This is a genomic window from Orbus sasakiae (assembly GCF_039542345.1).
In the GTDB taxonomy this organism is placed as follows: Bacteria; Pseudomonadota; Gammaproteobacteria; order Enterobacterales; family Orbaceae; genus Orbus; species Orbus sasakiae.
In genome coordinates this window covers 574,718-590,559 of the sequence record NZ_BAABHY010000001.1, presented here as the reverse complement: position 1 = coordinate 590,559, position 15,842 = coordinate 574,718, and the positions used below count along the sequence as shown (strand labels likewise).

General features: G+C 38.2%; 11 protein-coding genes. 5 read left to right on the top strand and 6 right to left on the bottom strand.

What is annotated here, in order from left to right; translation table 11 throughout:
- Positions 1 to 61 precede the first annotated feature (61 nt).
- Both pyk (ABEA36_RS02535) and pgtP read right to left on the bottom strand, forming a co-directional pair.
- Positions 62 to 1,468, bottom strand: a complete 1,407-nt coding sequence (gene pyk, locus ABEA36_RS02535) for a pyruvate kinase (protein WP_345488470.1) — start codon at positions 1,466 to 1,468, stop codon at positions 62 to 64.
- 75 nt (positions 1,469 to 1,543) lie between these two features.
- Entirely contained in the window at positions 1,544 to 2,908 is a 1,365-nt protein-coding gene (gene pgtP, locus ABEA36_RS02530) for a phosphoglycerate transporter PgtP (protein ID WP_345488468.1), read from the bottom strand.
- Positions 2,909 to 3,265: 357 nt separating this feature from the next.
- Between pgtP and ABEA36_RS02525 the strand changes: the two genes are divergently transcribed.
- The 4 genes from ABEA36_RS02525 to pyk (ABEA36_RS02510) all read left to right on the top strand — a co-directional run bounded on the left by ABEA36_RS02525 (position 3,266) and on the right by pyk (ABEA36_RS02510) (position 9,383).
- A complete protein-coding gene (locus tag ABEA36_RS02525; protein ID WP_345488466.1) occupies positions 3,266 to 4,483 on the top strand; it encodes an ABC transporter substrate-binding protein in 1,218 nt (405 codons plus the stop codon).
- Entirely contained in the window at positions 4,423 to 6,435 is a 2,013-nt protein-coding gene (locus ABEA36_RS02520; protein WP_345488464.1) for an ATP-binding protein, read from the top strand. Before ABEA36_RS02525 ends, ABEA36_RS02520 begins: the two co-directional genes overlap by 61 nt.
- Positions 6,436 to 6,454: 19 nt before the next feature.
- Complete coding sequence (locus ABEA36_RS02515; RefSeq protein ID WP_345488462.1) at positions 6,455 to 7,702, top strand: sigma-54-dependent transcriptional regulator; 1,248 nt, start codon at positions 6,455 to 6,457, stop codon at positions 7,700 to 7,702.
- A gap of 256 nt (positions 7,703 to 7,958) precedes the next feature.
- Positions 7,959 to 9,383 carry a pyruvate kinase gene (pyk, locus tag ABEA36_RS02510; protein ID WP_345488460.1) on the top strand — a complete coding sequence of 475 codons (1,425 nt, stop codon included), beginning with the start codon at positions 7,959 to 7,961 and terminating at the stop codon, positions 9,381 to 9,383.
- Positions 9,384 to 9,432: 49 nt separating this feature from the next.
- On the opposite strand, the gene ABEA36_RS02505 is transcribed toward pyk (ABEA36_RS02510), so the two are convergent.
- From ABEA36_RS02505 to clpS, 4 genes are all read right to left on the bottom strand, one after another.
- Positions 9,433 to 10,539: a ribosomal protein uL16 3-hydroxylase gene (locus ABEA36_RS02505; RefSeq protein WP_345488458.1), complete on the bottom strand. Its 1,107-nt coding sequence runs from the start codon at positions 10,537 to 10,539 to the stop codon at positions 9,433 to 9,435.
- 191 nt (positions 10,540 to 10,730) lie between these two features.
- Positions 10,731 to 12,092, bottom strand: coding sequence for an esterase-like activity of phytase family protein (locus ABEA36_RS02500; protein ID WP_345488456.1), 1,362 nt, complete (start codon positions 12,090 to 12,092; stop codon positions 10,731 to 10,733).
- Positions 12,093 to 12,279: 187 nt separating this feature from the next.
- The gene (clpA, locus tag ABEA36_RS02495) at positions 12,280 to 14,505 is read right to left on the bottom strand and encodes an ATP-dependent Clp protease ATP-binding subunit ClpA (RefSeq protein ID WP_345488454.1); all 2,226 of its coding nucleotides are present in this window, start codon (positions 14,503 to 14,505) and stop codon (positions 12,280 to 12,282) included.
- Positions 14,502 to 14,804, bottom strand: a complete 303-nt coding sequence (gene clpS / locus ABEA36_RS02490) for an ATP-dependent Clp protease adapter ClpS (protein WP_345488452.1) — start codon at positions 14,802 to 14,804, stop codon at positions 14,502 to 14,504. The genes clpA and clpS overlap by 4 nt, the downstream gene beginning before the upstream one ends.
- A 93-nt stretch (positions 14,805 to 14,897) precedes the next feature.
- Between clpS and ABEA36_RS02485 the strand changes: the two genes are divergently transcribed.
- The gene (locus ABEA36_RS02485) at positions 14,898 to 15,839 is read left to right on the top strand and encodes a VirK/YbjX family protein (RefSeq protein ID WP_345488450.1); all 942 of its coding nucleotides are present in this window, start codon (positions 14,898 to 14,900) and stop codon (positions 15,837 to 15,839) included.
- The last annotated feature ends 3 nt before the right edge of the window (positions 15,840 to 15,842 follow it).

Sequence of the window (15,842 nt, the reverse complement as noted above, 5' to 3'; positions counted from 1 at the left end):
TTACTTTACTTAGGCAAGCTTACCCACCGTTAGGTGGGCAAATAAAACGAAAAATGGTGCATTAGACTTTTAATGATATTGTCGTCGAAAAATGATCATCTTTATTTTGATTATTGGCAGCAACGACCATAATCGTATTTTGTTCAGTCAGTTTTTCTGAAATTGCAATCGTTCTACACTGTGTAACAAATGTGTCAATATCGACAGGCTTGTCAATTAGATGCGGGCACACGCCTTTTACTAGTAACAATTGTTTAAATACCCATTCATGCCATGTCATCGCCAAAATATCTGCTTTAGGGAAATACTGGCGGATTGCGCGAGCTTCAGTACCTAACTCGGTCATGACCGCAATGACAGGTGACTGTAATTCCTCCGCCATGACAACGACACTATGACTGGTGGTATGATCTATTTTAGGTATACGATGCACATAATAAGGATTATTGGAAAAGTCTAAATCGGTTTTTTGACAGATTTTTGCCATAACAGCAACCGTTTCTACCGGATAGCGTCCTTTTGCCGTTTCACCAGACAGCATCACCGCATCGGCACCATCTAAAATAGCATTTGCCACGTCCCCCGCTTCAGCTCGCGTCGGTCTTGGATTAACCGTCATACTTTCAAGCATCTGCGTTGCAATAATAACGGGTTTTGCATGTTGGTTACATTTTTCAACCATCATTTTTTGCGATAAAATGACCTCTTCAATCGGGATTTCAACCCCCAAATCGCCCCTGGCCACCATTATCCCATCAGCGACATCTAAGATGTCATCAAAATTATCCAAGCCTTCTTGGTTTTCAATTTTAGCAATGATAGCGATATGATTGCCATTATGTTCATCCAAAAATTGCCGAATCATTTCCACATCTGCACGTTTACGGATAAAAGACGCCGCAATAAAATCAACATGTTGCTCACAACCAAAAATTAAATCGTGCTTATCTTGTACTGACAAAGCGGGCAAGTTAATCGAAACATTCGGCAAATTCACGCCTTTATGTTCACCTAACATCCCAGAATTTAGCACCCGACAAAATAATTGATGACTATCTCGCTGTTCAACCACCAATTCGATAAGCCCATCATCAATTAAAATATGATGACCAACATTAATATCGTTTACAATCCCCGTATAGGTGACGGCGACACAATGTTCATCCCCAACGACCTGTTGATCAGTTGTAATAACAAAGCTCGCACCAGATTGTAAATAGACGGGTTGATGGTCTTTTAATCGCAGGGTTCTGATTTCAGGCCCTTTCGTATCAAGCATAATCGCAACCGGTTTTTTTACATATTTGCAAGCTTCACGCAGTGTGTTAATGCGTTTGGCATGATCATCATGATGACCATGGGAAAAGTTGAGCCGCATGATATCCATGCCAGCGTGAATAAGTTGTGATAACGTTGAAAAAGAGTCAGAAGCAGGACCAATGGTACAAATAATTTTTGTTTTTTTCATAATGCTCACCTAATTCATCTGTTTAATCATGAAAATACAGAACATATTTTCATGATTAACGTCGCTTTTTATGATTTATTTTGCGCTATTTGATGATGTTTTTTGGCTGTTGCGTTCTAACTCTAACGCACCAAAATGTGACAAGATACAAAATACAATACACAAAATCACGGCACCCATTAATAAATAGAAACCTGCATCCCAACCTAATCGGTCAACAAAAATACCAAAAAGCGCGGTCCCTAATGAAGCACCAAAAATATAGCTACAAAAACCACGCAATCCAACAGCAGAACCCACTGCAAAACTTGGCACGATTTCCATTGTTTGTACTGATGCTAAAAACTGTGGCACATAGATTAAACAACCAACACACGCAGCAGAGATCGTCACCATCACTAATGAATCACTTTGCCAATAGCCCACTAAGCAAACAAAAATCAGAAGCATGCTAATTATCGCAAGCGGCATTCTTCGGCCTTTAAATAGTTTATCGGTTAAATAGCCAGCAAAAAGAGTGGAAGGAATTGCCGCCCATTCAAAAAAGAGGAACGCCACACTCATCTCACCTTTAGAAAAACCTTTTTCATGCAGCAGATAAATCGGTAACCAACTGATAACCCCAAAACGAATCATATAAACAAAAACATCGACAAATGACACATACCAAGCATTTTTGTTTTTCAGTACATACGTGCAAAAAATTTGCCATGCAGACATATTCTCTGGTGCATGTTGTGTTTTTTTCGTCACAATGGCATCTTCGCCAACAATATCTTTTAACTCAGGTAAACCTTCTTGTACAGGTGAGTTTTTACCAAAACCCAGTACCACGAATGCAGCAAAAACAGCTAAAATCGCAGGCACGATATAGCACGCTAACTTCCAATGTTCCGTACCAAGTAACGCCAATGAACAGCCGATGATCGGGGCAACAATCCCGCCACCCACATTATGGGAAATATTCCAAATTGCCCCTGCAATTCCTCGTTCACGACGTGGGAACCAATTAGCAATAGTAATAAAAGAAGGCCCTACTCCCATCCCTTGACAGATACCATTACAAATCACAAAAATGGCAAACATCCAAAATGCAAAGCTAAATCCTAAGCCGACATTAATAATCGCACATAAAATTAAACCAGTTGCCATATAAATTTTGGGACTTGCTTTATCTGCTAAACTACTCATCACCCCTTTACTAATTCCATAAGCAATCAGCATACAACTGGATAACAACCCGATTTGTGTTTTGCTTAAGTCTAGCTCTTGCATCAAATAAGGGGTTGATAACGCAAAGTTATTTCTTACAATATAATAGAAAAGATAACCAAAAAAGACGCTAAATAACGCTTTTAATCGATAACTTTTATAAACAGGCATAATCTGTTCTTCAGGTATCGTATAATTAGCGGTTTTTGCTTTTAAAAACTCAAACATAGTTTATACCTCAACGTAATTAATGATGTGTTCTAGTCGTTTAGAACTTGAAATTCGGGGTCATATTGACGATTAACAATGATGGGTTCAATAGGCCAAATTGAGTGATTTTTAACTCAAAATAATTTTTCTGGGATGTTTTTGACTCAAAAAAAAACCAAAACAGATCTATCACCTTTTCTACGGGGTATTTTGAGACAAAATCGGTAAAAAAAAATTGTGGCCTTTTTGTGGGTTACTTGATCGAGATCACAAAAAATTTTTTATGCCGTGCAGTCATCTTGTTATAGCGTTACCATAACGAAAATGTTAAGTTTATCGAGAATAGATAAACCGCCTCTAGCTATGATATTTCAGATGAAAACACTATTTTTTATATTGACACTATTGATGAGCACACCGCTGTATGCGCAAGAATTATTAATTGCAACGACGTTATCAACAGATGCAACAGCACATATTATTGAGCAGTGGCAAAAAGCGCATCCAGACATCAGTGTCAAAACGCTCAATCGTACAAGCACGTCGATTGAGCGCTTAGTCAACTCGCCATTTAGTGGCAAAATTGATTTAATTATCAGCTCATCGCCGATGCTATTATCACACCTTAAAACCAATAATATGCTCAGTCCAATTACCACAATTCCCGATGAGAGCCAGCAATTAGTCCCTAACATTTTACGTCAATATGCTGCAGCATTTGCGATTTCGGGGTCAGGCGTTTTATCAAATAAAGAATATCTTAGCCAACATCAATTGCCTATTCCCCAAAATTGGCAGGATTTAACCTTACCGGATTACTACGGGATGTTATCAATCAGTACCCCATCGCGTTCCGACACGACACATATAATGATTGAGTCACTACTGCAAGAATTTGGTTGGCAAAAAGGCTGGCAAATGATTATGGAAATTGGCGGAAATATTGGTACGATTTCATCGCGAAGCTTTGGCGTCGTCGACAAAATTAATTCTGATTTGAGTATTATTGGCATTACAATTGATAATTATGCGATTGTTAACAATAATGAAAAATTGGTTTTTCATCGTTTTCCGCATAATATCCCTATCCCAACGTTTATTACGGTTTTAGCACAAAGCCAACATAAAGATAGCGCTCAACAGTTTGTTCAATACTTACTAAGTCCCGCTGGGCAACTCGCTGTTTCACACCCCAATACAGGGAAATACCCTGTAATACAATTGGGCGATGAGCTGTCAAACTATTACGAGCAAGCTGAGTTTATCAATACTGAACATATTCATTATGACACCTTGCTAAAGCGTCAAGAACTGGTCCGGCAACTCTTTGATATCGCCATCACGTTCCGACTCGAGCAATTAAAAGACACCTGGAAATTACTGCACGATAAAGAAAAAAAATTGGGTAAACAGTTAGATGAAGTCCGTCAGTTATTAACAAAAATGCCGATTGATGAAGATCAATCCTTACATTATCCCAACAATAACCAAGATCTGGATCTCTATACTGAATATCAAATTAATGCCATCGAATGGAAAAATTTTTTCCAAAATCAGAATCAAATGGCCATGAAACAATTAGAGAATTTATAAAAATGGTCTTAAAAAAAGAGATTGGTCACCGATTACAATGGTCGTTTATATTTTGTGCCTTATTGATCTTTTTAATTGGTTTAGTGTGTTTATACAGTTGGAAAAAACAAAACCAACAAATTCACTATGCACTAGAGGACTATATTCCCAAAATTCAAGCATCAACCCGTATTGATGAAAATTTAAATGCGTTATTTAATGAATTTAATGAACTAGTACAGGCGCCAAATACGCAATCCCGGATTTCACTAAAACAAAATATTTTAGTTAGGCTACAAACCTTATATAACTTGTCTGAACAACTTCCCACAGAACGGCAAGCCTCATTTAAAACCAGTATTAACAGTATAGAAACACTGCTTACTGATGTTGATGACGCGCTCTATCGTTATCATATTGTATTAAACCAGTTATCCGAAACACAAACCTATATCTACTGGCTACACAACGATTTCAACCAAGAGATCAGCTCATTATTACAAGATATCAGCTTGCAACAGAATTTTTTGTTGGATCAACTTAAAAATGAAACAACGTCAGAACAAGACAAAATATATAAAACCCTCAACAGTATTCATCAAGAACTCGATGTTATTGCCAATTTAACCTTATCAGAAAACAGGATCATTGGAGCAATCGATCAGCTTGTCGATAAAAATAATCTGCATAACTTACAAAACAATTTGCACTATTTAAGCTACCTAAAGCAAAGCAGTGAAGACATTCTTATCCAGTCATCAAGCAGCATGACAACCCTACGGCAAATTATTCAAGAACTGTTTAAAATTAGCCTATCACAAAATCAACTACCTGACATTTTGCAACAGTATGATGATGCACTTAAAAAACTTAACCAAGTTGTGATTGATAAAGATAATATGCTTAATGCCATTAAAATCAATTTAGAGCTGCAAGTTGATAGTGACCATTGGCAACTGATCTATTTTTCCAATAAAGTACAAGCAGCGTCTAACTTAAGCATACTCATTATCATCATTACAACATCTGTCGCCATTTTATTTATTTTAATCTTCAATCAATGTTATATTCGCCCTAAAATCACCTCTCGATTAATGGTATTAAACCATTCTGTTATCGAATTAAGCAAAGGTAACTTGCAAGCGGTTATTCCCGTATATGGTCATGATGAACTCGGCCGTATTGCCGAGTTATTACGTCAAAGTATCGCCCAAATCAATATTCAAACGCTCCGCCTTGAAGAAGAGATTATTGAACGAATTACCATTGAAAACGATTTAAGGGACACGCAAGATGATCTGATTCAAGCGGCTAAATTAGCGGTCGTTGGGCAAACCGTGACAACCCTTGCTCATGAAATTAATCAACCTTTAAATGCACTGTCGATCTATCTGTATACTGCTGAAACAGCAAATAACAGCCAGCCAAATCCAGACATTAGCCATGCGATTGAACAAAGCCAACAGCTCATAACGCGAATAAAAAATATTATTACTCAACTGCGAGCCTTTAGTAAGCGGAGTAATGCTGACGAACCGTTACAAACTATTGATCTTAAACAGACAATAAACCATGCATGGGGCATTATTTCATTGAATAAAACCATGCACTTAACGTTAACGTTACCTGATAAACTTGCTCACGTCATTGGCAACGACATTCGTTATGAACAAGTGTTTGTGAATATCTTTGCTAACGCCATTGATGCTTGTGAGAATAAACAAGCTCAAATTGTAATTGAACAACGAGAAACGGATAACGAACTGATGCTTTATATTCAAGATAATGGCATTGGTTGGCCACTGAGTGAAGCCGAACGCTTGTTGACACCTTTTGTGACCAATAAAAAAATTGGCCTTGGTATTGGTTTATCATTAAGCCAATCCATTATGCAACAAAGCCAAGGCGATCTTTTTATTGCCTCAACACTAGACAGACATGCACTGATTATTTTGACCTTTATGAAAGCCTGACATTGTAGGAAACAACACTATGGATTTATTAACTGAATATGAAAATATTCTGATTATTGATGACGATAAAGATATTTTACAGGCTTATCAAGCACTGCTTAAACAACAACATAAAAGAGTGCGTGTGACAGATAATCCACTTAATGTCACTCAAATCATTCCCCATGATTGGAATGGTATTGTGATTACCGACATTTATATGCCCTATTTATCTGGCGTCGAACTCATGGAAAAAATTCACCACATCGATAAATACATCCCGGTGTTATTAGTGACAGGCCACGGTGATGTCCCGATGGCGGTTGATGCCGTCAAAAAAGGCGCATACGATTTTTTAGAAAAACCGGTTGATCCTGGCTTATTTATCAAAAAAATCAATTTAGCCTTGGCCGAACGTGAAACGTACCTCATACAAAAAAGCCAAAAACAGCAACAAATCACCGAACACTTAATTGGTGACAGTATATGGGCAAAAGAGATCAGGGAAAAAATCTATGCTTATTCATTAACAACACTGCCTGTTTATTTATATGGTGCCTCAGGGACCGGTAAATTACTGGCAGCCAAACAACTGACCCCCAACAGTGATAATACCCCATTACAAATTCATAATTTGCAGCAAATTGACTCTTTTGATGAGTTTGAATTATGGATTGAACGTGCGATTAATGGTACGTTGATACTGCAACATATTGATTTGTTACCGATCAAATATCAAAAAATCTTGGTTCAGTACCAAACTCAGCCCAACAAACCATTTAGACTCGTTGTCACAAGTTTGAAACGACCAGAACAACTTGCAAGTGAACAAATTCTTCTACCTGAATTCTATTATTTATTTTCGTTAACTCAGCTCGAATGCCTAAGCTTACAACAACGTAAAAAAGACATCATTATTCTTTTTGAGTATTACCTTAAAATAGCCTGTAAACGATTATCCATAAAACGCCCGATGGTCAATGAAACGTTGAAGAAAACCCTTAATGATCGTTTGTGGGAAAACAACGTGAGTGAATTAATTAATGCAGCAGAATTGTTCGCCGTTGGCATTATGCCAACAAAAGATAGCCAATCGTTTTTCTTTATCAATAAAAATCTTTCTCTAGAACAAAATATTGAAGCATATGAAAAAAATCTTATCATCAAAGCCTTAGATATGTATCACGGCAAAATTAATGAAGCAGCGGACTATTTGCAAATACCTCGTAAAAAATTGTATTTACGAATGAAAAAATATCAATTAGATAAAAATCGCTTCAAATATTAATAGGTAGATTGGCATCTCGGTTATTGTCGGTATTGCTGGCTGTGAATTGATTAAGATTTGCACGGATAAAATTAAGTCTATATGATAAGGATAGACCGACCATAAATTGAGATATGAATGAGCTTCATTAAACGTGAAACTGTTTTATAAAAATCCATCATAATACTTCACGTTGATAACCTGACTAAACATAGCCTTTGATGTAACGCTATGTGCTATTTGATATATGTGCGATTACTTAAACATTGGGGATACTATGAAAAAAACTAAAATCGTTTGTACCATGGGACCGTCAACCATTCAGCCAGAAGTCATTGAGTCTCTCATCTTAAATGGCATGAATGTGGCTCGCTTTAACTTCTCTCACGGGGATCAGCAAAGCCATCATCAACATATGCAACGCGTCAAGGATGTGGCCGCAAAATTGGGGGTGCATATTGCTATCATGCTCGACACCAAAGGCCCTGAGATGCGTTTAGGTAAATTTCAAAATGGTAAAGTCCTCCTTGAACAAGGTAACCCCTTTATTTTAACAGGTCGAGATGTCATCGGTGATGAGCACATTGTCTCGATTAACCATAAAGTCTTATCAAAAGAAGTCAATATTGGCGATCAAATTCTACTGTCTGATGGACTTGTAAGGTTAACGATCACGCGGATTGATGGCTTAGATATTATTACAACAATTGAAAACAGTGGTGAAATGAGTAACAACAAACGGGTCGCCGTACCGGGGGCGAACTTAAGTTTACCTTTTTTATCCGATAAAGACGTCGCCGATATTGAGTTTGGTATTAAACACGATGTGGACTTCATCGCCGCCTCATTTGTACAACGCGCTGAAGATATTCAATCTATCAAGCAACTCCTCAATCAGCACGCAGCAAGCATTCAAATTATTGCCAAAATTGAAAATGCAGAAGGCGTGAAAAATATGGACCAAATATTAAACTTAGCTGACGGTTTTATGATTGCACGAGGCGACTTAGGTGTCGAAATCCCTGCAGAACGCGTTCCACTATTACAAAAACAGATGATTAAACTGTGTAATCAAGTCGGTAAACCCGTGATTACCGCGACACAGATGTTAGAAAGTATGACCGTTAACCCAAGGCCTACTCGTGCTGAAGCCAGTGATGTAGCAAATGCCATTTTAGATGGCAGTGACGCGATTATGCTAAGCGGCGAAACGGCATCGGGTGCTTACCCAATAGAGGCGGTAAAAACCATGACGACGATAGCCAAATGTATTGAACCGACGTTAGATACTGAATTAAGTCTATCTCGCTATGGTTATCATAAAACGGTTACTACCAACGCAATTTGTCATGCTAGTGTACAAGTTAGCCATGAGCTAAATGCAAAAGGCATTATAACAGTGACAGAAAGTGGAACGACTGCACAGATGGTCTCAAAGTACCGCCCCTCTGCACCAATATTTGCGGTATCACCTTATGAAAAAACCTTACGTAAGTTGCAATTAGTTTGGGGAGTGATGCCACTAAAAGGCCATAAAAAAGCGAAAAGCACCAAACTGATGATTCGTGATGCCATCGATCAGTGCCTTGCAAAACAGTACGTATCACATGGCGATCAAGTTATTATTACCGCAGGGGTACCGATTGGTAAAGTGGGCACAACTAACATGATCTTTGTTAACACTGTGGGTGACGATAACTAATGACAAGGGTTAAATCAGTATAAGACGGGGTTACCCCGTCTTCACTTGTCTATTCAAAATACCAATAACCTTTATTGACAAAGTCCAATAACCCCTTTAAAAGCACATCATCGTGTAAGTCATCGACTGTCAGTACGGATTTTTGGCAAAGTAAGTCGATATAGCGCTCAGGTAATTCAATTTTTTCACCATGCACAAAACCTTGATCACCAATTTTAAAAATACGAATACTGGGTACACGTATAAGTTGTGCATCACTTTCAATTTCCTCAACGAGTTCATCCAATGAATAAGGTGGATCTAAAGGGATAATATTGAGTTCATGCATCGGGTGGGTTGTTTGTTTACCAAACCAATCAACAAACAGATCATCATTATTGATTAATTGCATCATCTGCGCTTTTAATCTCTCGATTTCATTACGTTGAATTTGATAAGGTTGATCGGTCAATTGTAAATCAGGGTCTTGATAAAAAATCCCTTTTGGCACGTTATCCAAGACATAATCGGCAAAGCCACTGAGTAATTCTTGTGATGATGGGGTTCTAAATCCGACAGAATAGCTTAATGATTCCGTTAAACTTACACCATTATGTGGGTAACCGATTGGTAAATACAGAATATCGCCAGGGTTGAGCACTTCATCAATAATGGGTTCATAAGGTTCAACATGCAATAAGGCTGCATGCGCACTGAACTGGTGGTAATTGGGATTACGATCACCAACTTGCCAACGGCGTTGCCCCATCCCTTGCGTAATAAACACATCATAATTATCTATATGTGGCCCAACACCTGCGCCAGGCGTTGCAAACGAAATCATTAAATCTTCAAATTGCCAGTGTGGTAAAACACGAAATGGCTCAACTAAGGTGGCAGCCTCTTCGTGCCAATGATCGACCGCTTGGACTAATAGACTCCAGTTGCTTTCACCTAAGTGATCGTAAGACTCAAACGGCCCATACTTTGCATCCCATTTCCCGTCTTTGTTAGTGACAATGCGGCTATCGATTTCGGTCTCTAGTGCTAGTCCAGCTAATTCATCTGGCGTGATAGGATCCACAAAATGAGCAAATCCATTACGGATAATCACCGGTTTTTTTTGCCAATAATGTTTTAAAAATTCATCCCAATTGATCGTTAATTGATTGTTCATACTGATGCCTTTTATCTAAAATCATTTATGCATTTTGAACAATAATAAAATTGTGTCAATATGATTTCGTGATATTCGTTAATGATCTTGTTGGCGTAGGACAATCATCACATTTCGAGCGGTAATAATGGTTAATCAAACCGAACGTTGAATTGTGAGCCCACGTGTGTAGGCTCCATAAAAGCAGAAAATTATTTAGCGTTTAAAAACGACTCGACTGACAATAAAATCAGTTCATTATCATCCGCTTTATTTGGTAGACGGCTGCTTGAAAACGGCAAGTTATTATCATTACCAACAATAATATGCTGATTGTCAACAATATCGACATTTTCAATCGTAAAAAACGGGAAGACAAATTTACCTTGGCTGTAAGCTGCTTTACTCAGGTGATTAGGATCATCAATGGCTAATAAATCAATATAAGCCACTTTATCAACAGCTTGGTTAACATTGCTCTCATCCATTTTGACTTTGTAAACGCGTTTAAATTTTGGTAGGTTATTTTTATCAAAACAATGCGTGGTTGACTGATCACCTTGGCAAGCATACTCAATCACACCTTCCCCATTATCACGTTCAATAATCAAACCATAGTGTGAGTCAATCATATTAAAATCACCAATAGCATGATGATTTTCGGCTAACGGATATTGCCAAGAACGACCCGTCCAAGTATTTTTGATGATATCAAACTCTAAAATCCGCAAATAATTTTTGCCATCAACATGTTCATATTGCTGCGTTTTAGCATCAAACAACGGTCCTTCAAGTAATGGGTAAAGTTTTGTGCCATCAGCAGATACCGCCATCCCTTCAAACCCTTTTGAACGTTTTACTTCAAAATTCACTTTATCCGTTGGTTGACCCGGCGTTTTAACTTGATAATGATCGGGTGAATGAACAATGCTATCTTCGACTTTGGTTTCAAATATTTGTAGTACCTTACCATTAAGATCGGCTTTGATCAGATAAGGTCCAAATTCATCCCCGACCCACAAAAAGCCACCAGCAAATTGGAAACTTTCGGGATCAAAATCAGCGCCTGTTAAATAACGTGTATCCGTAGCTTCATTCGCAATTCTAAACGGTACATTTTTATCTGGATCGTGTAAAAAAATCGTCCTGAGTCGATTAACCGTATTATTCGTAAAATCTATCTGATATTGATTTAAGTAAAGCATAAAATCAGGTGAGTTGACTTTGTTACCTGCACCATTATCCGTTAGGATCCAGTAACTGCCATCGGCCATTTTTTTAATGCCTGAATGACCTTGGATGGGTTGGCCCTCAAACGGGTAACTGATACCAGTAGGTCTACCGGCAGATAACCCTTCGATAGTATGCGCTTTATCTTGACGTGTCGCCGAAATAAATTTACCACTCATCATTAAATCAGGTGGTACATCATTAGGCGGTGTAATAAATGTATTTGCAGGTAAAACAGCATGTCCCGCTAAAATAGCAGGATATTGCTGACTTTCAGCATTGGCCGCTAAACTAAAAATACTTGCGGCAATGAATATAGCAAGGGATGAGGCTTGGCGTGACATCATGTTCTCCTATCGAATGCAGATTAATCAGTTAAGGGATGAAACAAACACCTATCTTAATCAGCAATTAATACAAAAACATGACATCTCGATAAAAGATTTATGACATGAGTTGATAACATTCAATAAAAAAGCACAGTGCGATTAATGGCAGACGGTGCTTTTTATTATTTATCGTGAAAGCCACTTATACGTGTGAATAAAATGCAAAACTCACTTTACCGGCTTTTATACCTACTTTGACCTTACCACCATGTTGCAACTTACCAAACAACAGTTCTTGTGCAATTGGCTTTTTCAGTTGCTCTTGAATGACGCGGGCCATGGGTCTTGCTCCCATCGTTTTATCATAGCCTTTATCAGCAAGCCATGCTTTAGCCTCATTTGAGATCACTAATTCAACACGCTTATCGTTAAGTTGGTTTCGTAATTGGTCAATAAACTTATCAACAATTTGCAACATAATTGACCGACTCAAATGCGCAAACCAAATAATATTATCCAAACGATTACGAAATTCAGGGCTAAACACACGATTAATTTCAGCCATGGCATCCAGGCTTTTATCTTGCTGTGAAAAACCAATGGACGATTTTACGGTCTCTTGGACACCCGCATTGGTTGTCATCACCAGAATGATGTTACGAAAATCAGCACGACGCCCATTACTATCGGTTAATGTGCCATTATCCATAATTTGCAATAGCAAATTATAAATATCGGGATGTGCTTTTTCGATTTCATCGAGCAACAACACCGCGTGAGGATGCTTAATAACCTGATCGGTTAATAATCCGCCTTGTTCAAAACCGACATAACCCGGTGGTGAACCGATTAAACGGCTAATCGTATGTGCTTCTTTATATTCTGACATATCAAAACGCAATAGCTCAATACCTAACTGTTTAGCTAACTGCAATGTGATTTCCGTTTTACCCACACCGGTTGGTCCCGCAAACAAAAACGCACCAATTGGCTTGTTATCACGACCAAGACCTGCTCGGTTTAACGTAATCGCATCACTGAGCACTTCAATAGCACTATCTTGACCAAACACTTGTCGCTTGAGCTGAGTCGACAGATTTTGTAATTTTGTTTTATCTGATGTAGAAACCGAACTTTCAGGAATTCGCGCTATTTTAGCAATGATTTTCTCAATATCCGTAACACTGATCGTTTTCTTGCGTTGTTTGGTTGGTAACAGACGATTTTTGGCGCCAGCTTCATCAATCAAATCAATCGCTTTATCAGGCAAAAAGCGATCAGGTAAATATTTAACGGAGAGTTCAACCGCACTTTTTAACGCATTCGCCGTATAATGCACGTTGTGGAATTGTTCATAATAGCTTTTTAAACCTTGCAGGATTTTGACGGTATCGTCCATTGAGGGTTCGGTCACATCAATTTTCTGGAAACGTCTTGCTAGCGCCCGATCTTTTTCAAAAATTCGGCTATATTCTTGATAAGTTGTCGAGCCTAATACACGCACTTTACCTGATGATAATAACGGTTTAAATAAATTGGCCGTATCCACTTTACTTTCACCTGCGGCCCCCGCCCCCACAATCATATGAATTTCATCGATAAAAAGAATACTATTGGGTTGTTTTTCGAGTGCTTTGGCTAATTCATTAAAACGTTTTTCAAAATCACCACGATAGGTCGCACCCGCAATAATTGACGAGATATCAAATGAATAAATCGTTGCATTAGCTAAGGCTTCGGGAACGTTATGTTGCTCGATTAACCACGCAAGTCCTTCTGCAATAGCGGTCTTACCTACCCCTGCCTCACCAACTAAAATTGGATTATTTTTACGGCGTCGACATAAAACTTGCATGACGCGTTCGATATCATGTTCACGGCCAATTAAGGGATCAATTTTACCCGCTTTAGCCTGCTCGTTAAGATTTGTGGTGTAACGTGCTAATGGATTTTGTTCATCCTGGCTTTCTTCGTTTGATTCAAGATGATTGACCATAGTCGGTAATTGATGAGACAGATAACGCGTTAAATTCAGCCAATCAACGCCAAAACTGTGTAGCAAATATGCCCCATAAGACTCTTCTTCATTTACGATTGACACTAATACATCGCAACTTGTTACTTCCGATTTTTCGGCAGATTGAGCATGGATCACAGCACGTTCAATCACTCGATGGAAAGCCACCGTTGGTTCTGTCAATTGTTCGCCCTGATCATTAGGCAAATAACTGCTGTTTTGTTCAATATAAAAACTTAATTCATCATAGAGTTTATCGATATCAACATTCAAATCGGTTAAAACGTTATTGACCGTTTTATCTTTTAAAAGCGATAGTAATAGATGCTCGACGGTCAAATATTCATAACCGAGGGACTGCGCTTCATTAAATGCTTCGTTAATTGCGATTTGTAACTGCTTATTCATCATGATAATTTCTCCATGGTGCATCTTAGTGGAAACTGATGCTCCTGTGCATACTGTCTTACCTGAAACACTTTTGTTTCGGCAATCTCAGCCGAATAGACCCCGCAAATTCCTTTGCCCTCTTTATGAACGGCAAGCATAATCTGTGTTGCTTTATGCTCATCATGCCCAAAAAAACGCATCAATACATCAATCACAAAATCCATTGTGGTATAATCGTCATTATGTAAAACAACAATATATTTAGCAGGTGGTGCAATATTTTTTACTTTTAATTTTTCAACAACATGTTGTTTACTCATATTTAAAACTCTACTAATCGTCCTTTATCGGTTATCATACTCATTTTTATTTGTGATTTATACTCAAATTCATTTATTGTTAAAATAGAACATATGAACACTATTCGGAACATCACTGCACCTAAAAATAAAATGGTGCTATTTAAATGGCTTTATTCAGGTAAGCTTATCCTTAATCCGCTATGGCAAAATTGGCGTTACCGCTGTAAATTTGTTCTGCGTTCAATTTTTTTAAACCCAAGAACCTTTCAGTGGCTTGAGCATTTAGCCAATTACCGCTTACTTGGCGATTATTTAGCGAGGCAAACAAATTTGCCCTGCAAATTGCAGCGTCCTTATTTATCCTCATGTATGAGCAACAAAGCATGTTTTCAAGCATTAGTGTATCATTATGATTTTTTAGCTGCACACAATGACCAACTCACACACGCTTTTTATGCTGACGCCCCTTATCTATTGGCTGAATTAACAGCTAAAAATGAGGATATGATCCGTGTTGTCATTCAAGCTGAAGATAAGTACTCCCGTGAAGGTGAAATCAGTCTGTGCGTTTATGACCAGCAGGGTGTTGATTTAGCAACCTTAACCTTTTCAATTATTGCGTATCAAGGTAAATCAACCTTATTTATTGCGGGTTTACAAGGATCAAATAATAAAGATGCGCGCAGTGCAATTCAACAAGCAACAAAAGCATGTTATGGCGTGTTCCCTAAGCGTTTGGTGGTAGAAAGTGCGCTAATTTTAGCCAATCTGCTTAAACTCGAACAGATTGTTGCTGTCAGTAACAAAACACATATCTATAATAACTGGCGTTATAAGCGTCGCTTTAAGCAACTGCATTCTGATTATGATGATTTTTGGCAAACGATTGATGGTCAAGTCAATGCACAAGGCTTATATTGCTTACCCAATAGCATTGCACGTAAACCGATTGAAGACATTGCCAGCAAAAAGCGCTCAGAATACCGTAATCGCTATGCATTATTAGATAATCTGCGCGAAACGATGGCTAGCCGGTTATCCACTTTACTTTAAAAA